Source organism: Polynucleobacter necessarius (assembly GCF_900095205.1).
GTDB classification, from domain to species: Bacteria; Pseudomonadota; Gammaproteobacteria; order Burkholderiales; family Burkholderiaceae; genus Polynucleobacter; species Polynucleobacter necessarius_E.
In genome coordinates this window covers 396,200-422,777 of record NZ_LT606951.1, presented here as the reverse complement: position 1 = coordinate 422,777, position 26,578 = coordinate 396,200, and the positions used below count along the sequence as shown (strand labels likewise).

Sequence of the window (26,578 nt, the reverse complement as noted above, 5' to 3'; positions counted from 1 at the left end):
TTAACCCATAGACTCTCTTCGGAGAGTCTATTGGAGAGGAAATCATCCTGCCCAATAGGCTCACCTAAAACACCCAAAGAAACATCATGCTCGATACCAACATCAAAGCTCAATTAAAGGTTTATTTTGAAAAGATCGTTAGTCCTATCGTTTTAACCGCAACTGTAGATGGCGGCGATAGCTCACAACAGATGCTCGAACTTTTAAATGAAGTAGCTGAGCAATCAGAAAAAATCACTGTAAAGACTGATGGCACGAGCGACCACATTCCTAGCTTTACAGTAAGCAAAGTCGACCAGATACCGCGCATTACTTTTGCAGGTTTACCAATGGGTCATGAAATGACTTCCTTCATCTTGGCAATCTTGCAAGCTAGTGGTTATCCAGCAAAAGTAGAGCAGGAAGTAATCGACCGCATTACTAACTTGGATAGCAAGCTCAACTTCCAAACCTTTATTTCTTTGTCATGCCATAACTATCCTGACGTTGTGCAAGCGGGCAGCATTAAACCCGAACGTGACCCATGAGATGGTTGACGGCGCTCTATACCAAAGTCTGGTTGCTCAATATCAGATCATGGCTGTACCAACAGTCATTCTCAATGGCGAGGTATTTGGTCAAGGCCATATGAGTGTAGAAGAAATTGTTGCAAAGCTCGATACTTCAAGTCCCAAGGAAAAGGCCGCGAAGCTTTCCGCTAAAGACCCATTCGATGTATTAGTAATTGGTGGTGGTCCTGCTGGCTCAGCTGCAGCGATTTATGCCGCTCGCAAGGGAATTCGCACTAGCATTGTGTCTGAGCGATTTGGCGGACAAGTGATGGACACGATGGGAATTGAAAACTTCATCTCTGTAAAAGAGACTGAAGGGCCGAAATTGGTTCAAGCACTTGAGCAGCATGTGAAAAGTTACGAAGTAGACATCATGAATTTACAGCGTGCTAATGCACTTCGTAAAACAGCCAATGGCATTGAAGTGGAATTAATCAATGGCGCTGTGCTTACTAGTAAGTCGGTCATTCTGAGTACTGGTGCTTGCTGGAGAGAAATGAACGTTCCTGGCGAACAAGAATATCGTGGCAAAGGGGTTGGCCTATTGCCCCCCATTGCGATGGTCCTTTATTTAAAGGTAAGCGCGTTGCTGTGATTGGTGGTGGTAACTCAGGTGTTGAGGCTGCAATCGACTTGGCTGGCATTGTGAGCCATGTCTCACCTTAATTGAATTTGACAGCAAACTCCACGCAGATGCAGTTTTGCAAAGAAAGTTGGCTAGCTTGCCCAATGTCACCGTTATCTTGAGTGCCCTCACCAAAGAAGTATTAGGTGCAGGTGGCAAGGTAAATGGCTTGCGTTATCAAGACCGCACCAACAATAACGAACATACGATTGAATTAGAAGGTATCTTTGTACAAATTGGCTTATTACCTAATACCGATTGGCTCAAAGGTAGTGTTGAGTTATCTAAGCACGGTGAAGTAGTCATCGATGCCAAAGGTGAGACTTCATTGCCTGGTGTGTTCGCTGCAGGCGATTGCACCACCGTCCCTTACAAGCAAATCATTATTACAATGGGAGAAGGTGCCAAGGCTTCTCTTGCTGCATTTGATTATTTAATTCGCTCATCGGTGACTGAGCCTGAAGAAGCAGTTGCAGCTTAATGAAGAGGCTGTCTCTCAAACAAAAAGGGAGTCTTCGGGCTCCCTTTTAATTCACTGAATACAGGCTTCTACTCTGAACTTCCAGGTCTAGAGCCTGCCAAGGCCAACGACCATCAACCTCCAAAGTCAGAGACCAACTCAAGAAGCAGCGGATTAAGACAATCGCACCCAAAACGCCACGCTAGTGAGGCTGTGGACTGATAGCCACAGTACGAATGACATCCCCCGCTACCAATACCTCAAGACCCAATATGAGAGAGCGAACGATCTGAATACGAAAAGTTTTGTAGGCAATATCTGCCGTCTGCGTAATTAAGCCTTTTGCAAAACCGATCAGACCCCACAAAACACCAAGCGAGACTACGGCTACCCCAAGGGCATCCATGACATCGCTGACACTGCGAATGATTTCAATGAGATTCATAGTCAACCTCAAAAATTGGCAATGTACTATGTTAACTGTTTATTCAGCAAAGCTACGGATAACCCGCTTTGATTGTTCTAAGGCATTTTCACCAGAGTTAAATTACACTAAAACATCTTTTTTGTATTTACAAAACCCAAAGGAATCAGAATGAGCTTGATTGAAAAATTGCAGTGGCGCTATGCAACCAAAAAAATGGATCCCACTAAATCCGTACCACTGGAAAAGGTTAATCAAATATTAGAGGCTATCCGTCTCACCGCAAGCTCAAGCAGTTTACAGCCTTATGAAGTACTAGTGGTCACTAATAAAGCTATTCGAGAAAAGATCAAGGCAATCGCTTGGGACCAAACTCAGATTGTGGATTCTTCTCATTTACTAGTTTTTGCCGCCTGGGACACCTACACCGCGGAGCGCATCAACGATGCATTTGATATGACTGAAAAAATTCGTAACTTCAAGAGTGAGGCTGGTGATATATCGCCAAAAATTACTAAATGGATACCCACCAAGAGATGCAGAAACAAACTATAACCACGCTGCTAAGCAGGTCTACATCGGCTTAGGCACAGCACTAATCGCTGCTGCCTATGAACAAGTGGATTGCACACCCATGGAAAGTTTTAATCCGGTCGCATTAGATGAGATCTTGGGTCTTAAGGCAAAAGGATTGCGTAGTGTCGTGATGCTGCCCTTGGGCTATAGAAATGCAGATGAAGATTGGCTCCTCAATCTTAAGAAAGTACGTCGACCCAAAGAGAGTTTTGTAACTTGGATTGAGTAAGCTTCCTAGCCACTCGTATCAAAAGCCAACCCAGGGTTGGCTTTTTTATTGGCTCATTGCTTAATGAGGGATATATTCAGCATTTGACCGCTTGATTGGTCTATATCAAATTCTAGCTAAACAATCCCGATCAAATAGTTCATTATTGCTTTTGGCGCCCGATAACCAAGAGGTAAGAATCATGCATCGCAATCCTAAAGTTTTGCTTCTCAGTTCAATCGCCATTCTCACAGTCTTTAGCCTATCCGCTCAAGCCAAAGAAATAGCTGATACCGTATTTATCAACGGACAGATAGAGACCCTCAATACCAAGCAGCCCAAAGCAAATGCCGTTGCCATCAAGAATGAAACATTTATTGCTGTTGGTTCGAATCAAAAAATCAAATTATTTATCGGGCCGACAACCAAAATTATCGACCTTCAACAACAATTGGCAGTTCCTGGATTCGTTGATGCTCATACGCACCCTATAAAAACGATTTGGCTAAAAGAAGCATGGGTTGATGCCCGCTTCCCTGACACACCATCAGTAAAGCAAGCATTGCTCAATATTGCCGAACGAGTAAGCAAAACACCAAAGGATCAATGGATCTATGTAGCTGGAGTATCGGCCAGTGAAAATAAGTTTGCTGAAAAGCGCCTTCCTACAAAAGCAGAGCTAGATCAAGTAGCGCCAAATAACCCCGTCATTATGGCAAATGGTGCCCATATGGCCATTGCCAATAATGTGGCTCTTGCAAAAATGGGAATTAAGAAAGGAGTTACCAAACTACGTCATGGTGCTTGGCGTATTAGCCGATAAAGATGGTGAACCCAATGGCGTCATCACAAATGGCACGGGAGATATTCCGGGTAGCCCTTCCCCACAAGAAATTGCTCGTTATTACGCAACCGATATTGCCAAGTTCTGGAACTCCTATGGCTTTACCTCAGTCATAGCAATTACACCAGCTGCTGCAATACCAGCAATGCAAAGTGTACGCTCAGCACTCCCACACCAAATATTCGCTATACCGCCTCGGTATGGGCCGCACCCCATGGCGAAGGAATGCCGAAAGATCTCAGTGTTTTTGAGATGCCCCCAAAAGCGAATCCTGCCTATTATCGTTTTGCAGCCATCAAAGCATAGGTCGATGGTGAGAATGATTGTAGAACGGGCTTTATGTATGAGCCCTATGTTGGCATACAAGATACAGATCCACCTGGCGGCAAGGGTACTTTAGTAACCAATCAAAAGTTAGCCAATCAATTTGCCACTTTAGCCAATCAAAATAAAAAAATCAGTATGTTGCATTGCTCAGGTGATGCTGCAGCGGATATCGAATTAAATGCATACGAATCCATTAGCAAGACTCAATCTAGTAATACCATCAAGCGCATTGAGCACTTTGGCATGTTTCAGTTTACTCCAGAGCAATTAAAACGTAGAGTTGCCCTAAAGAAAAATCATTTCCATCTCTCCTCATAACCCATCTGGTTACTAGAGCTGGTTAATGCTGATTATGAAAATATGGGCACCGCAAGAGCTAAAACGGGCTATCAATTTAAAACCATGATTAATGCTGGCCTAGAACCCTGCTGCAAGTACTGATATGACGGGTATTTATCTTGGCAATATAGATCCGTTTAAAGCGATGTATGCCACGGTCACTAGGCAATCCGATATGGGCATTTTTGAACCTCAAGAGGCCATTACCGTTCGAGATGCTTTAAGAATGTGGACAATTTGGCCAGCTAAAGCGGTTGGCGAGGACAAGATAAAAAGCAGTATTGAAGTGGGTAAATTTACCGACATGACAGTGCTCTCGGATAATATTTTTCAAATCACTAAAGACTCACTAAAGGATGTCAAAGCATCCATGACCGTTGTGGGCGGCAGAGTGGTCTATCAAAAATAACTAGAATCCACTGGCAATGTTCAAATAAAAAGCCACCCGAAGGTGGCTTTTTTTAAAACAGTTAAAACGTATTAAGCAGCTTTGCGGCTTTTTGCAGCTGGCTTAGCAGCAACAAATTGACCTTGAATGTTTGCCAAAGCAGCATCAACACTCTTCTTAAAGTTTGCAAAAGTGTCAGTTGCAGTAGCACGAGCTTGGTCAAACTGTTGGAGTGAAGCTTCAAATGCAGTTTTGAATGCAGAAACATAAGCCTCTGATCCAGCAGGAGCAGACTTAGTAGCTCCAGCAACAAACTTAACCAAATCAGCGCGTGCGTCATCAATAGAAGCGTCAACTTACTTGAGCAACTTCTTTGTTACCGTTACGAACTACTTTGTTTACTTTAGCTTGGTAAGCAGCAGCGTACTTAGCGGCTTCTTGAGCAGCTTCAGGCTGAGCTAATTTAGCCAACTGTTGTGGGTCCTTAATTGCTAATAATTGTGTGCTTGCATCTTGAGCAACAACTAAAGCATCTTTAGCAGCAGCTTGGTTGATTTCAGCTAATTCTTGAGTGCTTTCAACAGCAACTTGTGCCAAATGTTTAGCGTTTTCGATAGCTTTAGCTTGTGCATTAGCAAATTGATCGTTTAATTGGTTTTGAAACATGATTTATCCTAACTATAAGTAATTGTGGGTTTTTTATTGCGATGCACCATTTTAAGAGCCCATTTTTCCAAAGGCAAGATATTTTTGTTGCAAAGCAACATATATTTTTTAAACCTTCATTTCAAGGCTTTAAATGCCGTTTTTCAGGAAATAAGCTATTGATTTCCTGTCTAAAATTCACATGAATTTTCTGAATCATTACAATATTCACAGGTTTTTCCCTGTCTTTTTAGGTGACTAGCTGACTTTAGCGCCTCAAAAAATCACTATATAGATCAACCACCCCTTCTTAGGTTGGTCCAATATCAGCAGATGGGAAGCCTCCGGGAGGCTTTTAGCCCACGATTGGTGAAAACGCTTTTTTAAAGCCGGTAGTCCGGTAACGCTAAAGATGCCATCCTGATCGCCCCACAAAATTAATGTAGGCCCTTGGTAAGAGCGTCCATTCATAAGAACTGCATCATAAAATTCACGATATCCCAAATCTGTTGGTAATAGCGATTGTTCTCTCCATATTCCTTTATCAGGGAAGCACTCACCGTAGGATCAATTTGAGGAGGACGATAGAACAACAGACTCATCTCTAAGTTAAATTGATCTTGATTAACCGGTATAAAAGGATTGATGCCATTAAAGATTGCTTTCTTTAGTTGAGGACTCCATTCAATAATTCCCAATAGCGCACCGATGAATGCAAGTGATTTAATTCGGATATTGAGCGGCATACATAGCTGCAATTGCACCACCCATGGAACTTCCAGCGATATGCAATGAACCTACCTTAATAGAAGTGAGAAATTGATTCAGTTTGGTAACCTGAGATTCCAGTGGATAGACCGAAACCGAGTAGCCAGTACTAGCTCCATAACCAGGCAAATCAGGAACAATCACTTGATAACCTTGATTAGCCAAAGCGCAAGCGAGTTCTATCCATTGCTCCTTTTGCGCAAACAAACCATGTAATAGCAAAATAGGCGATCCTTGACCAACCTGAAGATAACTAATGCTGCCTTCATCTACGGCTATTTTTTAGCAGCCGAGGGGCAACTGGCATTGGTGGTCTGACTATAAGTGACGCCGCCAGAAAGCAATAGCGCCAAACACAGCACATATTTAGCAATAAATCGCATTGAATTCTTTCTTACCAATGATGTGAGATCTTGCAGAAAATTAACTCAACCAAGTAGTAAATTCCTCAGCAGTCACTCGTAGAGTATGAAAGGTGTTGACGATCTCATGTTTGTCTGCGTAGCCTAATGCCATGCCACATACGAGCATTTCATTCTCATTGGCGCCTATGATGGGCAAAATAATTTTTGCATAATCGTTCCAGGCTGCTTGAGGACAAGTATCCAACCCCTCCCCTCTGGCAGCAATCATCAAGTTTTCCAAGAACATTCCATAGTCCAGCATTGAACCTCTTCCCAGCTCTTTATCTATAGTGAAAAAGAAACATACTGGCGCACCAAATGCTTCGAAGTTCTTTCGATGTTGAGCATGCATCTTGTCTTTATCGCCCTTAGTAATTCCAAGTAGGCCATATAAACCCCAGCCATTTTCACGGCGTCTATCAATATAGGGGCTGAACCACTTAGCCGGGTAATACTCATATGCAGGTTGATATTCTTTTGCCAACTCAGGATTGACGTCAATTTGGTCATAAGCTGCACATACTTGTTGGCACAGCTTATGAAGAATATTCCCCTCTAATACATATACCTTCCAAGGTTGCGTATTGGTACCAGATGGCGCGCGCGCAGCTAAATTGAGTAGCTTTAAGATGACCTGCTTTGAAACGGTCTCTTTAGTAAAAGCGCGAACAGACATCCGGGAGGATATTGCTTCAGCTGCGGTTAATGCATTCATTACTGATTCCTTCGCTCTATTTGTTCCTAGCGCTACTCGCTCTAGCTTTATGTAATTTTTTGTAACTGTCGATCAAAACGGTGATGCCTGTCAAGGCCTTCCAATTGCATACTCGTTGGCGTCAACCCATAGAAGCGCACACTACCATCGATTGAACCTAGAACAGCATCTATTCTGGGGTCGCCAAACATCCGGCGAAAATTCTTTTCATAGTCGACCATATCAAGCTCATCATTCAAGCAAATTTCTAGAGCATCGCTAAGAGCTTGGTAAAACAGCTTCCGCTCGACGGTATTGTCGTTGTACTGTAAAAATGCTTCGACCAGTTCCTGCGCCTCTTCAAATTGCTTTAGTGCTAAATGAATTAAGAGCTTTAACTCCATGACTGTAAGCTGCCCCCAGACGGTGTTCTCATCAAATTCGATGCCAATTAATGTTGCAATATCTCCAAACTCATCTAGCTCATTATTATTCAGGCGAATATGTTCAGTAGAAATATTGCGGGTTTCACAATACAGCTTTACAAAATAGGCAGCGCATAAAACAGAGGATGCTAGAAAATAATCAAAGGGGCCTGGCCGCAGAACCATCACCTTTATATCGAATAGGTTGGTCAGCGATCACAGTGAAGCCATCGAACTTAGCCTCAAGGCGAAGCTTATCTAGAAAGTTGACCTTAATTTCCATTGAGAAAGTCCAAATGTGTGCAAAAAGTGAATTGAGCACCATTATCCATCGCAATGTGCATCAAAGTCTGCCCCCTAAGTTCAGCCTTGATGCTGAACCTCTATATTTTGAGAAATTTGCCTAGATTCGGAATGTTCTTTGGATCTAATGCTTTTTTAATGGATCGCATGACCTCAATGGCGCCGGCACCATGCTCATCAACTAAAAAATTGATCTTGTGCATGCCAACGCCATGTTCACTGGTACAGGTTCCACCTAGCTGCAATGCTCGATGGACAATACCCGAATTCAATCTTTCGGCCTCCTCCAGATCGGCAGGATTATTGGGGTCGATGGCTAACAGAACATGGTAATTTCCATCACCCACATGACCAAGAATAAGTGCCTTCAACCATGAGGCATCCAATTCTTGTCTAGTTTCAGAAATGCATTGCGCCAATTTCGAAATAGGGACACAAACATCCGTACTAATACTTCGGCAACCTGGCTGGAGCTGCAAACAAGCAAAATAGGCATTGTGTCTTGCATGCCATAGACGCGCTCTATCTTCTGGACGGGTAGCCCACTCAAAATCAACGCCTCCGTTATTTTTTGCAATTTCTTGGGCAAACTCAGCTTGCTCTTTTAAAGACTGAGAAGACCCAATGAATTCAAAAAATAAGGCGGGCTTTTCAATTAAAGACAAATTGCTATATTGGTTAATCGCTTTGATGGCTAATTCATCCACCAATTCAACCCGCGCTACTGGAATACCAGCCTGAATGACTTCAATGACAGCATTTACAGCTTCGGTAACCGATGCAAAGCTGCAAATAGCCGCAGCAATATCTTCTGAATGTGGATATATTTTTAGTGTGATCTCTGTAATGACTCCAAGCGTCCCCTCGCTTCCGACAAAAAGACGCGTTAAATCATAGCCAGCGGATGACTTTTTAGCCTGCGTACCCGTCTTAATGATTTCTCCTGAAGCCGTCACCACAGTTAAGGCTAATACATTCTCGCGCATGGTCCCATAACGCACCGCGTTGGTATCAGAAGCACGCGTAGCGCACATACCACCCAATGTTGCGTCAGCGCCCCGGATCTACTGGGAAAAAGTAGCCCGTATCTTTTAACTCGGCATTTAATTGCTTGCGACGAACAGCTGGCTGCACGACTGCCAGCATATCTTCTGAATGAATACTTAATACTTGATTCATATTATTGAGGTCAAGGCCAGACCCCTCCATGAATCGGCAATAAATGACCCTCAAGTGAAGTTCCGGCCCCAAATGGAACAATTGGAATCTCATATTGATTGCAAAGCTTTACCAACTCAGCCACCTCTTCAGTAGAGTTAGCAAAAACAACAGCTTGTGGTGACACTGTGGGATAGGAAGACTCATCACGTCCATGATGGTTGAGTACCGCTTGAGCAATACTAAATCGATCTGCGAAGATGCCTTTTATCTCATTGATAAAGGCCTCCGGCAATTGCTGATGATTCATGGGAAGTATTTTCAGGAATTTTTTAGTCTAGGTATACATCAATAGATTTACAGCTTGACCCTGGTTGCAAGCTAGTGCTGCTACTCCTTAGATCAAAACTATTGATAGGATATTGAAAAAATAGGTCTACGCCAAGTCAATGCTCGGCCTTATTTAAATCAGAAGAGTTATCTTTATCTAGGCTGGCATTCAAATACTCGAGGGTATGCGGCAAATCCAAATCCATTTGATCCAAGGGTTGCAACCAAACCGTTGCATCCTCAATTAGGCAATCTAAGAGATGGCCACCATGCTTTTTATCTGAACTTAAAAAATGTAGATGAAATCCGGGCACCGAAATAGAGTGCATGAAATCAGGTGTCCAAAAACCAACTAACTGACCTGAAGTCTTTTCATAGTTAAATTCCTGCTGCTCGCCAGCTACATCCACTAGAGGGCGATAAGCCTCTTGCCTGGGTACAGAGCGAGCGCGAAGCTTGGAAAATGTGCCTTCTACACGAATTGCATAAATGAGGTTGTTTGACAACATTGATTTAGCAATGAATTGCTGCAACTCTTGGTAGGTTCGACCTTTAGAAACGGCAAAGGATTAACTAGGCTTGAAATGAGTAACGCATTCATACGGTGTTCCTATTTTTAAATCAGGAACTAGAGCAGAGCCGTCAGATTTCAGTTGATAGAAAATGCCATCAACCAATACCATTTCACCGTCAAGATCATTAAATGCTCCTAGACCGAAATCACCATGGCCCAGAACCTGCTCAAGCGTCTTATCTTCTCTTAATATGCCTTGCACTAAAGCGTTAACTGGGGATGAAACGTATAGAGTATTAGATATAAGAAATGAAGCTTTATAGGGGTAGTTTAAAAAATATTCAGAAATACTACCCTACATTAATAAATAGCTAGGCAGAAAACTCGATAACCTGTTTTTTATAGGGCCCAGATAAAGCCTTTTTCACAATCTTATAAATATCGATATCGAACTCAGCATCTCCAGACTCAGCCAATTCATAAAGCTCATCTTGATTGATGGCGGTGCCTAAGTAACACCACTTATCAATCACAATCATCTCGCCACCCTCTTCAATAGCAATTGCTCCAGAGTATGGCCATACTTGCACCTTAAAAATGTCCATCACCATTTTTAACTGTAAGTTATGCAATGCTATAGGGGTCAGGCTGAGACAAGCCCCACCGCACTGCTTTACTTGATAGCCGAAGCAAGCCTTACCCTCTATTCGCTTTTCCAAACCTAACAATGCTTCACACAAGCGATGTTTCTTAGCTATAGCTTTTAAATAAGCATGAGCCTCACGTTTGCTATAAAACAATCCATAAAGGTTGTCCTGCAATCCAGGCTCTAAGTGGTGGTGCGTGATTAAGACAGGGGTCAGAACACCAGAGGCGTCTTCAACCAAGCTCCATGCACATAAATCCTTTGATCTGCGTAGCTTGATGTTCATTGAAGGCATACGCTCTTTGATCAATTGAGACTCAAGAATTAATGCCCCCCAACTCTCCAGAGGTCTCGATCCAATCAATGTCACGAGCCTGCAGAGAGAGCTTCATCTCTTTGCGGTGCGTTAGCGCCCCTTGAAAATGCCCCATTGCCCTACTGCGCAGCGAAATACTTTTTCCGATATACAAAGGGGTTTTATTTTCTCCGTAAAAAATGTAGCAACCAGGAGCATCTGGGATGGAGTCTATAAGGTCTTTATCGACATTAGGGGGCAAACTAGGATTACCAATGAGTTGATTTATCACCTCATTTAATCTCTCAGAACCAAACTTTGACTCACAAATCCGCCAAAACTGTAGAAGTAAATCCGCATCACCCAATGCCCGATGCCTAGCGGTGACTTTTAAGCCATGGGTGCTAATGAGGGTATCTAAATTATGGCGCGCTTGATCAGGGAATAGCAGCCTCGAAAGCTTTACGGTACATAAAACTTTCAGCTTAAATTCGATGCCAATCCTTTTAAAGGATGCCTTGATAAATCCGTAATCAAAGCGAGCATTGTGAGCGACAAATATTTTGCCTTCGAGCTCTCTTTTTAACTCCTGCGCAAGATCAGAAAAACAAGGTTGATTCTCAACCATACGCGGAGAAATGCCCGTTAGTCTTTGAATATTTTGTGGAATAAAAGTTTGCGGATTGATTAAACTTTCCCACACATGAATTTCATGATTGTCTAATGTTTTGATTCCGATTTCTGTGATGCGGTCACGCTCGAAGTGTGACCCCGTCGTTTCGATGTCAACAAAGGCTAGCGCAGGGAAGATATTGAGCTTACTATCCACACCATCATTTATTAAAAATTAGTTTATAGGAGCGCTTTGATTGAGATAGTCTGCAAAACTAAAGATGGAGTTTGGACCACGGGGTACTTCTTCCATTCTTTTAAATGGGGCTCTCACTACTTTTTGCATCTCACCTTTTAGTTTTTTCTTGCGGCAACTCTTCTTGAGTTCTCTTAGGCAAGTTAATCTTTCGCTCTGGCGCTACCTGCACTTCGCTAAATCTAGGAATGCAATCTTTGATGGCAGAGGCCGTTGTTACTTGAGAAATACAACCCATCATATAAGTCTCTAGCGATTGATATAGCTCCTTGGCGATATCCGAAACTTCAACTTTTCTTTTTTTGATTGCATTCATCGCCAGCACAATATCTTTAATAGTAATGATGCGGGGATCTTTAGAAAGTTGATAGCCGCCTGTACGTCCCTTTACCCCAATCACCAGACCCGATTCTCTTAATGGGCGCAATAGTAGTTCGATCCAACTAACCGATAAATGCTGTCTTTTAGCTATCTCTGGAGCGGGGACAAGTCGACCATTCATTGAATGGTTGGCGATATCCACCAAGGTGTTCAAAGCTACTTTGACGGCTTTAGTGGCTTCCATAATGTTTTGGCAGAAAAGTTAGCTAGGAGCTAGTATGAAACTGATTCAAACTTTATGCTATACCGCAATAATTAACCCTTATTACCCTATGGTTGAAGTCGCAGAACCCCAATACAAACCCGCTTATCAGCTATTACGCATGCTATCTGGCCTTTTAGCTGGGGGAATGTTAGCCCAAGCAATCAGTTGCTTGGCAGCCTACCTTTTGATCAATGATTCTCAAGCGGCAGGGATGGTGGCACACCTGTTGATACAACATCTCTCCTATTATTTCTTGGGGTGCGCATTCTTGATCTTAAGCTTCGGAAATATATTGATTAAACGCAGTATTTCTTCGCTACGCATTCTGAGAGTGCCCTCGCTCATCCTCGTGCTCGTTACGGTAATAAGCAGCTTTCTATTAATACCGCGTATGGATTACCTGCGAGAAACCGCTTTACTGGATGGAATGCCAGTCATGCTCTCTCCTTTTGCAAACTACTTTCTCATCCTCAATAGCTTGGTAAGCTTATTGCTATTCATCCAACTCATTTCAAGTGTTCTATTAGCATGGCGATTGTGCAATCTTCAATCATCTTAAGTGCAAGCGAACCGCTGATATTAATGGCAACTGCTGCTCTTGTCTTAAAAACTGGCCGAGCTCGACCCGTAAATTAGATTGACTGATATGAAATGTTTTAGCGCCTTCAGTAGGAATTTCTATTTTTGCCCACTGCGTATTAAATTCATAGACAGTCTCTTTATAGCCGATGAATTTTTTGACAATTAGACGCTTGCCATCAATTTCAATCGTCTCGCGATCTAGCGCATGTCTACAGTAGATTAAAAAGCCAACGGTTACTGCGCATAGCTCTATGGCAGTAAAAATTAAAATAACCCAAATTCCAGCCAAGAAGAAACCTATTGCAACCGTCACTGAAAGAGTAACCAGCACAATATAAAACTGAAGCAATTGCTTTGGCGTGAGTGCGCAGTTTCTTTGCATTTGCCAACGCTTCATATTCATCCCTTAACGGCCCAAGAATGATAATAATTTATTGAGTTTTGCTACGTGCCTGGGCTTTTGCCAACTGGTCGACGCTTCTTTTTTGAAAATCGACCATATTGTAGTGGCCCATTTGATAGCAAGCACAATGCTTACCCAGAATCCAACGCGCAAGCTTAATGCGAAGTTTTTGTACCATTTGCCTCTCCTGATATTGAGCTCTAAATGTAATCGCAAATGGTTTTTGGTGCTGACGGCAGTAATCACCTGAGAAATTCACCACAATCCCATCATCAGCAAAAAAAATATAAATCCATTAAATTGAATATATGACTAATTCCGCCTCTTTGACTCGCAAAATACCTCTTTTCCCCTTAGAAACTGTGCTGTTTCCAGATGGTGTCATCGCCCTCAAGATTTTTGAAGCGCGCTACTTAGACATGATCAAACAGTGTCTTCGTGAAAAGACTGAATTTGGTGTAGTGAGTATTATCAAAAATGGGGATTCAGATGATCTAAATCTTCCGGCCACATTCTCCAACATTGGCACCTTAGCTCAAATCGAAGACTTTGATCCGGTGCAGCCTGCCCTATATATGACCAAATCATTTGGCACCCAACGCTTCAGGCTACTGAACAGCAAACAGGAAGCCAATGGGCTTTGGATCGACGAAATTGAGCTTTTAGAAAATGACCCCGTCACCCCCATCCCCAAGGAGCATCAGAAAGCAGCCAAGCTGCTAGATAAAATCATCTCGGCGATTCAAAGCGAGGATCTTTTAGGTGAAGCACCCTTTAAGAAGCCTTTTAAGACTGATGATTGTGGCTGGGTTTCTAATCGCCTTGCAGAACTCCTTCCAATATCACTCGCACAAAAAAATCATTTGCTCTCGCAAACCAATCCAAGAATTCGACTCGATCTCATTACCGAAATCATCTAGGATGATGATTTGAGAAACCTGAAGATACATTGAGACTATGCTCAATGAGTTGATTCGCAAGACTATTCGAGAAATGGTTGGTGGAAGCGGCCCTCCCGTTGCATTCCTTACCCCAAAAGGAGATCGCGGTTTATTTGGGCCTGAATCCATCGCCTGGAAAGTTCATGCGGACTTTATATCGATGATGATAGGTGAAATCAGTTCATTGATTTTGCAGGCACTCCATCCACAAGCCTTAGCTGGAGTATGGGATCACTCTAGTTTTCGAGAAGATCTCAAAGGAAGATTGGGGCGGACTGCATTCTTTATGGCAGCGATCACCTATGGCTCCACAGAGATGGTAAATGGAATCATTCACAAGGTAAATCTAATTCATACCAAAATTACTGGATTTGATGAATTCCAAAAACCGCACTCAGTAACTGATCTGCATTTACTTGCTTGGGTACATCTGACTGAAATTCGTAGCTTTATGAGTGCTTTCGAAGATTACCGAAAAGAAATATTAAGTGCTAAAGATAAAGATCAATACTTTGCAGAAATGAAATCACTTGGCGAAAGAATGGGCGCTAAAGATTTGCCAAGCACTTATGCCGGCACAGATGAGGCTATCAAAGTCTATATTCCTGAGCTTTATTTTGGAGATCGAGCAAAAAGTATTTTAGATTTACTGGAAAACTTTCCTAGTCATTTAAGCGCCAAGCCATTTATTAAGCTCATTAGTCGCGCTGGCTATCTTAATTTGCCTGACTGGGTTTACCCCTTCCTTAATAGACAGGCTCCAAGTTATTTAGAGCGTTTAGCAGTAAGAAAAAGTATTGAGCTCATTGCGATACCCATTCGGGAAGCTCTCAAGGATGGTGTGGCTGCCCACTCGCTTCGCAGGGTATATGGCTAACTGCATCAAGACCGATTGTCTGACTCAGTTTTTGTTGTATCTGCATCTATCCCCTCAATCTTTTTAGCTGCAGAGCCGATATTTAAGCTGGGCGCAGCCATTTTCTCACCATCCCAAACTTGCCCACACCAGCATTCCCCAGCATCATTGATGATGCAAACACCAGAGCCACAGCAACGCTTATCTGGAGCTTTCATAACTAGATCCCCTGTTCATTAGAAATTAAGGCTATTCTAGGGGGTTTTATCAAATCTACACATCGACACGATCAGTAATGAGTTTGCTTCAAAAACCATTTCGCGCCTTGATCATCGGCGCTTCGGGCACCATAGAATCACATTTTGTGAAACTGCTGGAAAGCAATCCATCATGCTCACAAGTGATTGGCATTCACCGTCACTCCAATCCTGCAATTGACTATCATCACCCCGAGACCGTAGAAACCTGCGCCAAAAGTCTTTACTCGGACGGACCCTTTCAGCTCATCATCAATACTATTGGTGTACTACATTCAGAACAATGGATGCCCGAAAAAAATTGGATGATTTAAATCCAGCTCAGTTGGCAGAGATGATCAATATCAACACAATAGGTCCAGCATTAACCATTAGGCACTTCTCAAAACTCCTCGATACACCACATAGTGTAATGGCTACACTTTCAGCCAAGGTGGGAAGTATTAAAGATAATCGTCTAGGAGGATGGTATAGCTACAGAAGCTCTAAAGCCGCCTTAAATATGATCACCAAAACTGCTGCCATTGAATTTGTAAGGACAAAACCCAATATTGCTTTGATAGCCCTTCACCCTGGCACCGTTAACTCAAGCTTTCACAGCCTTTTAGAGGCCAACAAATCGGCCGAGATCCGTTACAGGCCGCTGGAGAAATGTTGTATGTCTTAGAGCATGTCAGCAAAGAAGACTCCGGTAGCTTTCTCTCTTACACAGGCGAGAAGTTACCCTGGTAGTGTGATCTATACCCATTTACCTGTATCGCTACATACATCGCAATCAATTCACTGAGACCCAAACCAGACCTTCCCACCTACAGCATTGTTAAATTTGTGCGCCCAGAATCAGACTTTAATTTCTACTCAGAATTACCAGAACTTTCTGACTTACTGGGTCTGCTAGATCAATCCGCTTTTCAATCGGCACCAAATGATTGGTCTGTTCTCGTAACAGATGTTGAAAACTCAACCCAAGCGATCGAGCAAGGCCTTTATAAAGAGGTAAATATCTTAGGCGCCCCAACCATCATTGCAGTAAGTAATGCTTGTAATGGCGCTTCATTTCCATTTGTATTTGGTGGAGATGGCGCTACCTGCCTAATTCCCAATAGCAAGGTTCAGCACGTTGGATCAGTATTGGCAACCCTACGCAATCACGCCCTATTGCAAATGAGCTTAAAACTATGTATTGGTTTTGTTCCGGTTTCAACCATTCGAGAAAAAGGCGCCGATATCAAGGTAGCCAAACAATCTTTACCAGCAGGATTTAAATTAGCGCACTTTACCGGTGGTAGCTTAGCGCTTGCCGATAAGCTAGTGAAGAAACAAATTGACATTTATGGCTTACCACCACAAAAGAGTCATCAACAAATTGATTTAGCAGGTTTAGAGTGTCGCTGGAACGACGTACCTTCTGCTAATGGGCAAATCATGACACTCATTGTTCGGCCCAAAAAATTCAACCTGAATGAACTCAAACCGCTATTAGACTTACTCAATCGCTTGATGCCTTTATCTAACCCTGTACGCACAGACAATCTACCCATCACCTGGCCACCACAACATTTGGGTGCCGAACTAGCGCTAAAAATTGAGAACTCCTGGTACCGCTGGTGGCGCAAAAAGTGCTTGCTTGGATGGACTTGGCTGCTAAGCAAGATCACGGCAAGTACCGTGAACGACCCTAACTCTACTGCCGGTAAACACTTCCGAGCAGTTGGTATCAATGCTGATCATCTCAAGTTTGACGATTGTTTGCGCACAGTACTCGATGTCAACGAAGGGGAGTCTAAAGAGTTAGAGGCTTTACTACTTCAGTTGTATAGCGAGGGTAAGTTGAATTACGGCATCCATTACAGCGATCGCGCATTAATGACATGCTTTGTTCATTCTCTTGAAAAGCATATTCATTTAATTGATGGAGCAGATGGTGGCTATGCTTATGCAGCGAAAAGATTGATATAAAAGGAACAGTCAGTCAAGGCATTAACTACGCCATAAGATGCCCAGTCTTAACAAAGATAGTGCAACCGTCTTTACTAAAAGGTTGATGCAAACTCATATGCGGACTTCTAATCCATGAGTCCGCTGGGTAACGTCCGTGCTCATCTTCAAACACTCCATCGACAACAAAAATTTCTTCCCCACCATAGTGTTTATGAGGGTTAAAGTAAGTTTGAGGAGCCCAACGAACTAAAGTAGAGCCGCTGCCCTGCCGCATAAGTGGCATAACTGTAAGGCCCGGGACCATACCCTGACACCAATGGGCGGTCTTGGTATTAATGACTTCACGCTCTACCTGATCTGAACCTAAATGGCGCAACTTTACAAATAGAGTGCAACCTGCTTTACTAAATGGGGAATGGGATGAGCCGGGTGGATTCATGATGTATGTACCGGACGGATAACCACCAGTCTCATCACTAAATATCCCATCTAAAACGAATATCTCTTCACCAAATTCATGGGTATGGGCTTTAAATTGTGCCCCAGGTGCATAGCATAGCGGACAATAGAAGTTGCTTTTGCCACCTCATCCCCCTGCCGGTCAAGCATGCGTCTCTCCACTCGCAATTCAGGGCTTGGCACCCAGGACAAGTCATGATGATTGATCACAACTCTTTCGCTGTAATCTGCGTTAATGTTCATCACTTTGACTTTTGGGTATATGAATTACCAAGAATAACAAGCAAACTGATTGCCTGCTGCAAAAGAGAAACTAGTCATTCCTAGCTTTAAACCAGCCTAAACCATCCTCAGTCTTTCCTTTGGGTCGATACTCGCAACCTACCCAACCCTGAAAACCCATCTCATCAAGCAAATTAAATATGTAGGAGTAATTGACTTCACCATCATTAGGCTCATTTCTACTTGGGACGCTTGCTATTTGAATATGCCCAATATCTTTAAAATACTTCCTAAATATCATAACCAAATCACCCTCCATGATTTGAGCGTGATAGAAATCCATCTGCACTTTGACATTAGGCTCACCGCATTCTGAGCTAAGCTCATGGGCCTGGGCCTGTGTATTAAGAAAATACCCAGGCATATCGCGTGTATTGATGGGCTCAAGCAATAAGCCGAGTTTATACTTGGCTAACTCTTGTGCAGCGAACTTCATATTTGCTAAATAAGTTTTACGATGCAAATTTTCATCGGAACCTGCTGGAATCAAACCTGCCATCATATGTAACTGAGGTGTCCCTAGTGCTAAAGCCTATTCAATTGCTGTAGCAACACTAGCGCGAAACTCTTCCTCACGACCAGGTAATGCAGCAATACCTCGCTCGCCCCTCTCCCAATCCCCGGGGGGAAGATTAAAAAGGACATTTTTTAAATTATTTTCTTTGAGTAATTGACTAACTTCAGAAGGTGCATAGTCACAGGGAAATAAAAACTCTACGGCATCAAATCCCGCTTTAGAGGCAGCAGAAAACCGCTCTGTAAATGCATACTCACTAAACATCATAGTTAAATTGGCGGCAAATTTTAGCACGGAAATACCTTTAATTGATTATCGAAATTGAATCTTTTTAAAAGCTTGAGTATTAGGATCAAAAAGCTGGTAACTTAAAAAAGCCACTAACGCTGTATTCATTAGCAGCCTTACTAGAGATTTACTAACATAGTCGCCAATCTGAGACCATCTGATTAACCGAACTAAGGGTAAAGATCGCCCGCCAAAGAGAAGTGCTTATTTCACTTTTTTGAGTTGAGTACAACTCGCACGGTTTTTAGTTGTTAGCACGCTAGCACTACAAAATTCCATCTCGTCATTAACAACATATCCTGTACCAACTCCAACATCACTAGAAAACAATAGCGTTTTCCCATCCTTATGAAACACTCCTGTCACAAGATTTTTTACACCATCTCGCCAAGTTGTCTCACCCTGAAAAGCTGCGCCATCTTGAGTACTAATAATGAACTTGAGTATGGCGGCATCCTTCTTATTAGATAAAACTAAACGGGACTGTTTATCCTCCGTGCCGCTTGAAGCGCTAACAGCAGATACCGCCTCCCAAGTGCCTACAATATTTGGCGCTACTTGTGCACTCGCAAAACTTGAAAACATTACCGCAAAGAGAGTTAGAATTTTTTGTCATCATAGTTAAATCCTTTAGTTAACTTATTCAACTATGTAAATTAGTAAAGCTCAAATTTTTAATAATGCAGGCGTATCAGTATCAGCTTGTTTGGTAAATACCCAACCTTCAACAAACCATAAAACGATCAATCTAACATATAGTCATGAACAACCTCGCCTAGCTCTAGAGTGATATCCACCAAAAAATGCTTCGCAGATAAAACCTCTAAGACCGGCAGTTTCGCAACATCAGCCATGACATGATTAAAAAGCTGGAGATCTGCTGGAGATATCCAAACCTCCTTAACAACAATATTTTTAAGGAAATATCGAAGCAATTCACAAATCCGAGGTGTTCCATCAACATGAGGAATGATCTTCAGAACGTAATTCGGTTTTTTAAGGGCAGCTTCAATATCTGACTTATTAAAGCATGATGTTTGAATCCCATGGTCATGGTGGCGCACAGTACGCTTCCATAATGCAACTTACCGACAATAACCTCACCTTCATGAACCACGCTTGGTTCCGCTTCTTTTTTAGGAAAACCCCAAATTTCACGGCCGCCAGAAATTGGCGTATCGTCATTTAAATACATTGAATTATACATACGATCCGCTCTCGCCATTAAATTGCACTGGAATGACCTGCCCTGATTCCGTGTAATCACCAAACCCAGTTGAATCTGGCATCTTAAATGCACGCTCTCTTACATTCTTGATATTCATAAATTTTCTTTAGGGGGAATTAGTAATGCAAGCAAGATTAAAAATATTTGACGCTCAAAGAAAAACCACCCGGAGGTGGTTTTCTAGAGATTTATTTTAGTAACTCTGCTGTTAGGTCATTTTTAGGAAATGGCAATTTATCAATCTGCCATACTTTGGATTTGCTAGACTTAAATATCTGATTCAGATCAATCTCAATAAAGTTTGTACGATTTGCATAATTCGTAATTTTCATACGATTGTTTTTTAAGTCTTTCAGATTGATCCACTGGGTGTAATCGGAAACAGTGTTCTTACCATCGGTAGATCTAGCAACACCTACTGGAATATCCACGTTATTCAAGACATGATCAGCAGCTTGCATGGCATCAATAACATTGTTTGGCTTATATGCAAAATGTTTTAAATAAGTCGCTCTAACAAAGCGAGATGGTGGTGTGTAATCAGTCGGTAAGCCCATTAAGCCGCCGCCCTGCCCTAATTCAGTAACGTTGAGGTTATTCACACAGTTACTGCTGCGGTTGCAGTAGATGTAAGCGATAAATAGTTACGCAGATTATTTAAGTGCCAGTCATAGGTTGTGGGGCATTCGTTAATACCCCTGCCAGATTGTTATGGATGATCATTTGACCCTTAACAAACTCAACAACAATGCTGTCACCACTACGATCAGCAATCACATAATGTAACCATGGCGGCGTTGGAATGCCCTTTACCTCGCTCAGGTCATACCAAACTTTATATTTAGGAATCTCTGCCTTGACCTCTTTTATCGAAGCAAAAGATCCCAACACAAATCCACCGAAATTCAATACGGAAACATATTTCTTGTCTTGTGGAGTTACTGTTTGGTACTCAGTAAAACCAGGTAAAAAATTTCCACTAATGCCAAGACCTGCTTCATTCTGGCCTTCTAAAAATGCTGGGGATCCTTGCAACACTCCAGGGGCAACTCCAACAAAAGCATAGTTAGTAGATAGGTTTGCGGCCGGCAACTTCGTGGAGGCTGGCGCAGTCGAAGCAATAGTAGAGCCCTTAGGATTAGCAATCAGCTCCCATTTCATATCAAAAGCCCACTCCATGGTTCTTCCAGCAGCAACAGAACCATCTTTGGCTACTATATTTACTGCTGTACATGCATTACCCAATATTGGGGCAAATGCCAAAGTTGTAGCAACGGATGCGGCTACTAATCGTTTCATTATTTGCCGATTCATTGTCATCCCTGTATTTACTTATCGTGAAATTAACTTAAAAAATAATATCACTTATTTTGACCATAGATAGACGATTTATAACGAATTATTAAAGCTAGGGAAAAGGTTTAAGACCTAAATTCACGACCCTGTAAGCAGTTCATTGCTTCAGTAGCAGAACCCATATATATTTACTGGGATTGAACTGGAAAATGCGTATAGATTGCTACACCTAGTGGTGCTGAAAGAAAAACGGCTTAAGAATCGCTCCCTAAGCCGTTGATTTCATTGGTGGGCCCACCAGGACTTGAACCTGGGACCAAAGGATTATGAGTCCTCTGCTCTAACCAACTGAGCTATAGGCCCATTAGTCTTTGGGTCAATCTTCCTCGAGGAAAGTTTTGAGTTTGTCGCTACGGCTTGGGTGACGCATTTTACGTAAAGCCTTTGCCTCAATCTGACGAATACGTTCACGAGTAACGTCAAATTGCTTACCTACTTCTTCGAGTGTGTGGTCAGTACTCATCTCAACACCAAAGCGCATATGTAATACTTTTGCTTCGCGAGGTGTTAAAGAGTCAAGAACATCCTTCACAACATCTCGCATCGAATCATGTAATGCCGCTTCAGCTGGAGCCAAGGTATTGCCGTCTTCAATAAAGTCACCTAAATGTGAATCTTCATCATCACCAATTGGCGTCTCCATAGAAATTGGCTCTTTAGCGATCTTCATGATCTTGCGAATCTTGTCTTCAGGAATCTCCATTTTCAAAGCCAATGTTGCAGCGTCTGGCTCGTGACCAGTTTCTTGCAAGATCTGACGGCTGATACGGTTCATCTTGTTGATAGTCTCAATCATGTGAACAGGGATACGGATCGTACGCGCCTGGTCAGCAATAGAACGAGTAATTGCTTGACGAATCCACCAAGTTGCATAGGTTGAGAACTTATATCCACGGCGGTATTCAAACTTATCTACCGCCTTCATCAAACCAATATTGCCTTCTTGAATCAAGTCCAAGAACTGCAAGCCACGGTTGGTGTACTTCTTAGCAATGGAGACCACCAAACGTAAGTTTGCTACTGTCACTTCATGTTTCGCCTCACGAGCTCGCTTCTCGCCCGCAATCATTTGCTTATTCACTTCTTTTAATTCTGGTAGCGGGATAACCACGTTCTTTTGAATATCAATCAACTTCTGTTGAAGTTCTTGAATAGCAGGAACGTTACGTTGTAAGAGTGCGCTGTAAGGCTTATTTTCTTTAAGCAACTTGTCAGTCCAAGTCAAGTCCATCGACATCTTAGGGCAATCTTTTAATACTTCACCACGATTTACGCCAACTTTATCTACCAACAAACTGACGATGCCGCGCTCCAACTTCCATACTTGGTCTACTTGTGAACGCATGGTGTCACATAACTTCTCAACACTTTTCGCAGTTAAGCGGAAGCCGAGTAATTCAGCACGAATTGCGTTTTGAGCCTTGATATATGCAGGACAGTTATAGCCATCTTTATCAAAGGCACGACGCATCTTGTCGGCTTGCGCACGAACAATTGCAAATTTCTCTAGAGAAATTTGCTTCAACTCTTCTAATTGCTTGGCGTTAGCTGTCGCAGCACCACCTCCGCCACCCTCATCGTCGCTGTCATCTTCTTCATCTTCAGCATCCGGGTCAATTTCCGGCTCTTCAGGGCCAAGCTTAATATCTTCCGCGTTTGGATCAACCAAACCATCAACAAATTGATCAATCTCCATCTTACCACTAGCGATCTTGTCGACGTTACTCAAAATCTCAGCAATAGTCACAGGGCAAGCGGCCAAAGCCATCACCATATCTTTGAGTCCGGCTTCAATCTTCTTAGCAATGACAATCTCACCTTCGCGAGTTAAAAGATCTACCGTGCCCATCTCACGCATATACATACGAACTGGATCAGTAGTTCGACCGAATTCTGAATCCACTGTAGATAAAGCAGCTTCAGCCTCTTCCTCTGCCTCTTCTTCAGAAGCAGCAGCGGCTGTATTGTCAGAGAGGATTAATGTTTCAGCATCAGGCGCTTGTTCATAAACAGGAATACCAATGTCATTGAGCAAGCTAATTAGAGTTTCTAATGCATCAGCATCAGATAACTCATCAGACATCACGTCATTCATCTCTCCATGGGTTAAATAACCCTTGGACATACCCACCTTGATCAATGTCTTCAAGCGAGCACGACGAAGTTCTTGCTGCTCTTCCGTACCTAGCTGTTGTGCAGCGAATTCTTTTAAGAGTGCTTTCTCTTTTGCTTTACGCTCACGCGCCTTTTGACGGTCGGTTAAAACTGGTTCTGCATTCTCGGCAGGCGCATCCGCTTTTGCCTTACGTCCGCGCTTCTTCTCCTCTTCAACCGCTGGAACTTCAAGCTCAGCAACTTTGGCTTTTTTATCTTTAGTCTCTTTTGCCGCTTTAACTTCTTTTGCAGGCTCAACCTTAGGGGCAGCCGCAGTCTTACCTTTTTTTACAGGCTCAACTTTGACTTCAGTTTTAGCAACTGGCTTGGCCGGTGTTTTGGCAATAGGTTTTGCAGCAGCTTTAACTGGCTTAGCTGGAGCTTTTGCCTTTGGATCTGGCTTTGCTGCAGCTTTAACTGGCTTAGCTGGAGCTTTTGCCTTTGGATCTGGCTTTGCTGCAGCTTTAACTGGCTTAGCTGGAGCTTTTGCCTTTGGATCTGGCTTTGCTGCAGCTTTAACTGGCTTAGCTGGAGCTTTTGCCTTTGGATCTGGCTTTGCTGCAGCTTTAACTGGCTTAGCAGGCGCTTTAGCAACCACTTTTACTGGTTTGGCTGGAACCTTTGCTTTCGGAGCAGGCTTTGCTGGTGCTTTTGCCTTTGCAGCTGGTTTTGCTGCGGCTTTTACTGGTTTAGCAGGTGTTTTTGCTTTTGGAGCTGGTTTTTTGGTCTTGGTATTTGGCATTTTATTAGCACTTACTCACATTACTGTTATTGATATCGACTGATGAAACACACAGCCCCGTAACTCACTTACCCACTTACCCCAAATTTCATCAAAATAAAGCGTAAGTGGCTGAATTAAATCGGTTTTTTCTTGGGAACAGAAGATTATAGTCGATTGCGACTTTTTTTACCCCTTCCTCAATAAAAAATATGGGGAAATTTAAGTCGATTTCTAGGGGTGTTTCAGGAAATTTTTACGAGAATTTGAGCTTTTCACCCAATTCTCGGTAGCGAGCTCGATCTTGCTCCGTCGCAGTACTGCCTGCAATTTTTTGAGCAATTTCTGTCATTTCTTGCTTTAAGTGGGTCAATTCCAGTTTTTTGAAGGCGCCTTCAAGATCGGCGGTAGCACCCTCCAATTCCACATCAGAACCCATCACTCGATTTCTCAATACTTCATACAGGGGAGCAAGCTCACTTCGCGAGAGTTGATCTTGGAACATGGCAAATGCACCCGCTCCAACAGTTGCCGTCTTGCCATCCTCGCCTAGAATTTGCTCCACTAGATCACACTGAGAAAAAAGATCCCTCATCAAAGCATGGGCCTTTTGAGATCTTTGCTCTGCTGCGTTTAGAGCGAGAGTTCGCTTGTTAGCATCTAACGCTTTGCCTAAATGCGGAAATTGAATAATGACTCGTAATATTTGCTCGGCCAAATCAGTGGGTGCCTTAGGCGGATCAATGTTTTGCGTGGCAACCCGTTTTGCAGATCCTTTGGATGCCTGCCAAGGAGCACCCTGCCGATTTCCATTGCTGGAAAAATGATTCTGATTATTTTGGTTTATCTGCGCCGGCTGATAAGTAGTTTGACGAACAGGTGCAGGTACCACAGTTAAGCCACAAAATGCCTCAAGCTCAGCAGGTGTGGTGTTAGTTCGAATAGCAAGTTCTCGTAAGATTTGAGTGCGCAACGCAATTGGCGGCATCGAGAGTAAAAGTGGTTTTGCAGCATGGTGTGTTTGAGCCCGCCCTTCTGGGGTAGTTAACTCATGTCCTTCACTCACCACTTTAAAGAAAAAGCTGGAGATAGACATTGCCTCCTTGATCACCTTTTCAAAAGCGGGCGCACCATAAGCACGAACATAACTATCGGGATCGTGTTCTGTTGGTAAAAATAAGAAACGGATTTCTTTATCATCAAACATTAACGGCAAACAAGCCTCTAGCGCGCGTTGTGCTGCTCGTTGGCCAGCAGAATCACCATCGAACGAGAACACTGCTTTATCGGTTTGTCGTAAGAGCATACGAACATGGTTTGCTGTGCACGCAGTACCCAAAGTTGCCACCGCATTTGGAAATCCCAATTGAGCTAATGCAACAACATCCATATAGCCTTCACAGACCAGCACAAATTCTTGTGCGCGAATAGCTTGCCTTGCTTCAAACAATCCATAGAGCGTATTGCCCTTTGAAAACAGCGGCGTCTCAGGAGAATTTAAATACTTAGGTTTGCCTTGATCCAGAATTCTTCCACCAAATCCTATGGTTTGACCTTTAGGATTACGAATAGGAAACATGATGCGATCACGGAATCGATCGTAGCGTTTAACAAGCTGACCAGCTTCTGAGGGCTCACTCTGAATAAGTAAACCGCCTTCTAATAAAGTTTTAGCGACTTCATCATTGGAGTAAGGGCCAAAAACAGCTTCAAGGCCCTGCCAGCCATCAGGTGCATAGCCGAGAGCATAGCGCTTGGCTATTTCACCAGTTAGTCCGCGCCCCTTGAGGTATTCAACCGCTCTTGCGTTCCCTTTAAGTTGAGTGCGATACCAGTCTGCAGATGAATTCATGACTTCGCTCAACGCCATTGCTTGCTGTTGACGAGCTACATCGTTAGCAGTCCGCTCTTCTCGAGGAACATCTAAGCCCGCTGAACGAGCAAGATCTTCAATCGCATCTACATAACCGAGACCAGAGTATTCCATTAAGAAACTAATGGCAGAGCCATGCGCCCCGCAACCAAAGCAGTGATAGAACTGCTTAGTAGACGACACCGAAAAGGAAGGTGATTTCTCTGAGTGAAAGGGGCATAAACCTTGAAAATTTGCGCCTGCTTTTTTTAACTTTACGTGCTGCCCAACTACGTCAACAATATCAACCCAATTTAATAGATCGGCAATGAAGGATTGTGGAATAAGTGCCATATGGCTAGT

The 26,578-nt window shown here is 43.0% G+C and carries 30 protein-coding genes, 1 tRNA gene and 6 pseudogenes; 11 read left to right on the top strand and 26 right to left on the bottom strand.

Annotated features, from left to right (window positions below; genetic code table 11):
- The first annotated feature begins 86 nt into the window (after nt 1-86).
- Nucleotides 87-1,657, top strand: a pseudogene (ahpF, locus tag DXE37_RS02235) (alkyl hydroperoxide reductase subunit F).
- Nucleotides 1,658-1,838: 181 nt separating this feature from the next.
- Here ahpF and DXE37_RS13860 read toward each other — a convergent pair.
- Entirely contained in the window at nt 1,839-2,081 is a 243-nt protein-coding gene (locus DXE37_RS13860) for a DUF1622 domain-containing protein (RefSeq protein ID WP_331852101.1), read from the bottom strand.
- A gap of 150 nt (nt 2,082-2,231) precedes the next feature.
- Between DXE37_RS13860 and DXE37_RS02225 the strand changes: the two are divergent.
- The 4 genes and pseudogenes from DXE37_RS02225 (at nt 2,232) to DXE37_RS02210 (ending at nt 4,763) form a co-directional block, all read left to right on the top strand.
- A pseudogene (locus DXE37_RS02225) lies at nt 2,232-2,865 on the top strand (NAD(P)H-dependent oxidoreductase).
- Nucleotides 2,866-2,956: 91 nt separating this feature from the next.
- Entirely contained in the window at nt 2,957-3,667 is a 711-nt protein-coding gene (locus DXE37_RS02220) for an amidohydrolase family protein (RefSeq protein WP_114636439.1), read from the top strand.
- Between the two features lie 360 nt (nt 3,668-4,027).
- Nucleotides 4,028-4,333, top strand: coding sequence for a hypothetical protein (locus DXE37_RS02215; protein WP_114636438.1), 306 nt, complete (start codon nt 4,028-4,030; stop codon nt 4,331-4,333).
- Between the two features lie 124 nt (nt 4,334-4,457).
- Nucleotides 4,458-4,763 carry an amidohydrolase family protein gene (locus DXE37_RS02210; protein WP_114636437.1) on the top strand — a complete coding sequence of 102 codons (306 nt, stop codon included), beginning with the start codon at nt 4,458-4,460 and terminating at the stop codon, nt 4,761-4,763.
- A gap of 71 nt (nt 4,764-4,834) precedes the next feature.
- Here DXE37_RS02210 and DXE37_RS12050 read toward each other — a convergent pair whose 3' ends face one another.
- From DXE37_RS12050 to DXE37_RS02155, 12 genes and pseudogenes are all read right to left on the bottom strand, one after another.
- Nucleotides 4,835-5,065, bottom strand: coding sequence for a hypothetical protein (locus DXE37_RS12050; protein WP_231970939.1), 231 nt, complete (start codon nt 5,063-5,065; stop codon nt 4,835-4,837).
- Between the two features lie 28 nt (nt 5,066-5,093).
- Nucleotides 5,094-5,408 (bottom strand): phasin family protein, encoded by a 315-nt coding sequence (locus DXE37_RS12045; protein WP_231970938.1) that lies wholly within the window; start codon nt 5,406-5,408, stop codon nt 5,094-5,096.
- A gap of 255 nt (nt 5,409-5,663) precedes the next feature.
- Nucleotides 5,664-5,891, bottom strand: coding sequence for an alpha/beta fold hydrolase (locus DXE37_RS14190; RefSeq protein ID WP_415066587.1), 228 nt, complete (start codon nt 5,889-5,891; stop codon nt 5,664-5,666).
- The gene (locus DXE37_RS02195) at nt 5,855-6,133 is read right to left on the bottom strand and encodes a hypothetical protein (protein ID WP_114636435.1); all 279 of its coding nucleotides are present in this window, start codon (nt 6,131-6,133) and stop codon (nt 5,855-5,857) included. The genes DXE37_RS14190 and DXE37_RS02195 overlap by 37 nt, the downstream gene beginning before the upstream one ends.
- Nucleotides 6,111-6,377: an alpha/beta fold hydrolase gene (locus DXE37_RS02190; protein WP_162786128.1), complete on the bottom strand. Its 267-nt coding sequence runs from the start codon at nt 6,375-6,377 to the stop codon at nt 6,111-6,113. The genes DXE37_RS02195 and DXE37_RS02190 overlap by 23 nt, the downstream gene beginning before the upstream one ends.
- A gap of 201 nt (nt 6,378-6,578) precedes the next feature.
- On the bottom strand, nt 6,579-7,274 hold the full coding sequence (locus DXE37_RS02185; RefSeq protein ID WP_114636433.1) for a nitroreductase: 696 nt from the start codon (nt 7,272-7,274) through the stop codon (nt 6,579-6,581).
- Nucleotides 7,275-7,290: 16 nt separating this feature from the next.
- Nucleotides 7,291-7,753 (bottom strand): annotated as a pseudogene (locus DXE37_RS02180) (OsmC domain/YcaO domain-containing protein); the annotation flags it as partial.
- A 308-nt stretch (nt 7,754-8,061) separates the two neighbouring features.
- Nucleotides 8,062-9,449: pseudogene (locus DXE37_RS02175) on the bottom strand (FAD-binding oxidoreductase).
- A gap of 136 nt (nt 9,450-9,585) precedes the next feature.
- A pseudogene (gene budA / locus DXE37_RS12035) lies at nt 9,586-10,287 on the bottom strand (acetolactate decarboxylase).
- Between the two features lie 67 nt (nt 10,288-10,354).
- Entirely contained in the window at nt 10,355-10,915 is a 561-nt protein-coding gene (locus tag DXE37_RS12030; RefSeq protein WP_231970937.1) for a hypothetical protein, read from the bottom strand.
- 31 nt (nt 10,916-10,946) lie between these two features.
- Nucleotides 10,947-11,753, bottom strand: a complete 807-nt coding sequence (locus DXE37_RS12025) for an exonuclease domain-containing protein (protein ID WP_231970935.1) — start codon at nt 11,751-11,753, stop codon at nt 10,947-10,949.
- Nucleotides 11,754-11,883: 130 nt separating this feature from the next.
- Nucleotides 11,884-12,357 carry an RrF2 family transcriptional regulator gene (locus DXE37_RS02155; protein ID WP_114636430.1) on the bottom strand — a complete coding sequence of 158 codons (474 nt, stop codon included), beginning with the start codon at nt 12,355-12,357 and terminating at the stop codon, nt 11,884-11,886.
- Nucleotides 12,358-12,391: 34 nt separating this feature from the next.
- On the opposite strand from DXE37_RS02155, the gene DXE37_RS02150 reads away from it, so the two are divergent.
- Nucleotides 12,392-12,937: a DUF4149 domain-containing protein gene (locus DXE37_RS02150; protein WP_114636429.1), complete on the top strand. Its 546-nt coding sequence runs from the start codon at nt 12,392-12,394 to the stop codon at nt 12,935-12,937.
- Here the strand turns inward: DXE37_RS02150 and DXE37_RS02145 are convergent.
- Nucleotides 12,929-13,357, bottom strand: a complete 429-nt coding sequence (locus DXE37_RS02145; protein WP_114637511.1) for a DUF2244 domain-containing protein — start codon at nt 13,355-13,357, stop codon at nt 12,929-12,931. The genes DXE37_RS02150 and DXE37_RS02145 overlap by 9 nt on opposite strands.
- 314 nt (nt 13,358-13,671) lie before the next feature.
- On the opposite strand from DXE37_RS02145, the gene DXE37_RS02135 reads away from it, so the two are divergent.
- On the top strand, nt 13,672-14,283 hold the full coding sequence (locus DXE37_RS02135; protein ID WP_114636427.1) for an LON peptidase substrate-binding domain-containing protein: 612 nt from the start codon (nt 13,672-13,674) through the stop codon (nt 14,281-14,283).
- Nucleotides 14,284-14,320: 37 nt separating this feature from the next.
- Nucleotides 14,321-15,181 (top strand): oxygenase MpaB family protein, encoded by an 861-nt coding sequence (locus DXE37_RS02130; RefSeq protein ID WP_114636426.1) that lies wholly within the window; start codon nt 14,321-14,323, stop codon nt 15,179-15,181.
- A 5-nt stretch (nt 15,182-15,186) separates the two neighbouring features.
- Here DXE37_RS02130 and DXE37_RS02125 read toward each other — a convergent pair whose 3' ends face one another.
- Nucleotides 15,187-15,378: a hypothetical protein gene (locus tag DXE37_RS02125; protein ID WP_114636425.1), complete on the bottom strand. Its 192-nt coding sequence runs from the start codon at nt 15,376-15,378 to the stop codon at nt 15,187-15,189.
- Nucleotides 15,379-15,524: 146 nt separating this feature from the next.
- Between DXE37_RS02125 and DXE37_RS13855 the strand changes: the two genes are divergently transcribed.
- The 3 genes from DXE37_RS13855 to DXE37_RS02115 all read left to right on the top strand — a co-directional run bounded on the left by DXE37_RS13855 (nt 15,525) and on the right by DXE37_RS02115 (nt 17,376).
- A complete protein-coding gene (locus DXE37_RS13855; RefSeq protein ID WP_331852099.1) occupies nt 15,525-15,731 on the top strand; it encodes a hypothetical protein in 207 nt (68 codons plus the stop codon).
- Nucleotides 15,719-16,084: an SDR family NAD(P)-dependent oxidoreductase gene (locus DXE37_RS13850; RefSeq protein WP_331852098.1), complete on the top strand. Its 366-nt coding sequence runs from the start codon at nt 15,719-15,721 to the stop codon at nt 16,082-16,084. The genes DXE37_RS13855 and DXE37_RS13850 overlap by 13 nt, the downstream gene beginning before the upstream one ends.
- Nucleotides 16,085-16,245: 161 nt before the next feature.
- Nucleotides 16,246-17,376 (top strand): DUF3095 family protein, encoded by a 1,131-nt coding sequence (locus tag DXE37_RS02115; protein ID WP_162786126.1) that lies wholly within the window; start codon nt 16,246-16,248, stop codon nt 17,374-17,376.
- A gap of 25 nt (nt 17,377-17,401) precedes the next feature.
- Here DXE37_RS02115 and DXE37_RS02110 read toward each other — a convergent pair whose 3' ends face one another.
- The 11 genes and pseudogenes from DXE37_RS02110 to dnaG all read right to left on the bottom strand — a co-directional run bounded on the left by DXE37_RS02110 (nt 17,402) and on the right by dnaG (nt 26,569).
- Nucleotides 17,402-17,860 (bottom strand): cupin domain-containing protein, encoded by a 459-nt coding sequence (locus DXE37_RS02110; RefSeq protein ID WP_462803981.1) that lies wholly within the window; start codon nt 17,858-17,860, stop codon nt 17,402-17,404.
- Between the two features lie 270 nt (nt 17,861-18,130).
- A pseudogene (otnI, locus tag DXE37_RS02105) lies at nt 18,131-18,910 on the bottom strand (2-oxo-tetronate isomerase).
- Between the two features lie 198 nt (nt 18,911-19,108).
- Nucleotides 19,109-19,489, bottom strand: a complete 381-nt coding sequence (locus DXE37_RS02100; RefSeq protein ID WP_114636423.1) for a hypothetical protein — start codon at nt 19,487-19,489, stop codon at nt 19,109-19,111.
- A 158-nt stretch (nt 19,490-19,647) separates the two neighbouring features.
- A complete protein-coding gene (locus DXE37_RS02095) occupies nt 19,648-19,968 on the bottom strand; it encodes an acetoacetate decarboxylase family protein (RefSeq protein WP_269460259.1) in 321 nt (106 codons plus the stop codon).
- Nucleotides 19,881-20,099 (bottom strand): acetoacetate decarboxylase family protein, encoded by a 219-nt coding sequence (locus DXE37_RS13245; RefSeq protein WP_269460258.1) that lies wholly within the window; start codon nt 20,097-20,099, stop codon nt 19,881-19,883. The genes DXE37_RS02095 and DXE37_RS13245 overlap by 88 nt, the downstream gene beginning before the upstream one ends.
- Before the next feature lie 4 nt (nt 20,100-20,103).
- The gene (locus DXE37_RS13240; protein WP_269460257.1) at nt 20,104-20,229 is read right to left on the bottom strand and encodes an acetoacetate decarboxylase family protein; all 126 of its coding nucleotides are present in this window, start codon (nt 20,227-20,229) and stop codon (nt 20,104-20,106) included.
- Nucleotides 20,230-20,320: 91 nt separating this feature from the next.
- Nucleotides 20,321-20,734 carry a linear amide C-N hydrolase gene (locus tag DXE37_RS13235; RefSeq protein ID WP_197713046.1) on the bottom strand — a complete coding sequence of 138 codons (414 nt, stop codon included), beginning with the start codon at nt 20,732-20,734 and terminating at the stop codon, nt 20,321-20,323.
- Nucleotides 20,735-20,789: 55 nt separating this feature from the next.
- Complete coding sequence (locus DXE37_RS13230; protein WP_269460256.1) at nt 20,790-21,431, bottom strand: linear amide C-N hydrolase; 642 nt, start codon at nt 21,429-21,431, stop codon at nt 20,790-20,792.
- Between the two features lie 283 nt (nt 21,432-21,714).
- Nucleotides 21,715-21,791 (bottom strand) — tRNA-Ile (locus DXE37_RS02085).
- Nucleotides 21,792-21,804: 13 nt separating this feature from the next.
- Nucleotides 21,805-24,384 carry an RNA polymerase sigma factor RpoD gene (gene rpoD / locus DXE37_RS02080; RefSeq protein WP_114636422.1) on the bottom strand — a complete coding sequence of 860 codons (2,580 nt, stop codon included), beginning with the start codon at nt 24,382-24,384 and terminating at the stop codon, nt 21,805-21,807.
- 235 nt (nt 24,385-24,619) lie between these two features.
- On the bottom strand, nt 24,620-26,569 hold the full coding sequence (gene dnaG / locus DXE37_RS02075; RefSeq protein WP_114636421.1) for a DNA primase: 1,950 nt from the start codon (nt 26,567-26,569) through the stop codon (nt 24,620-24,622).
- Nucleotides 26,570-26,578: the final 9 nt, after the last annotated feature.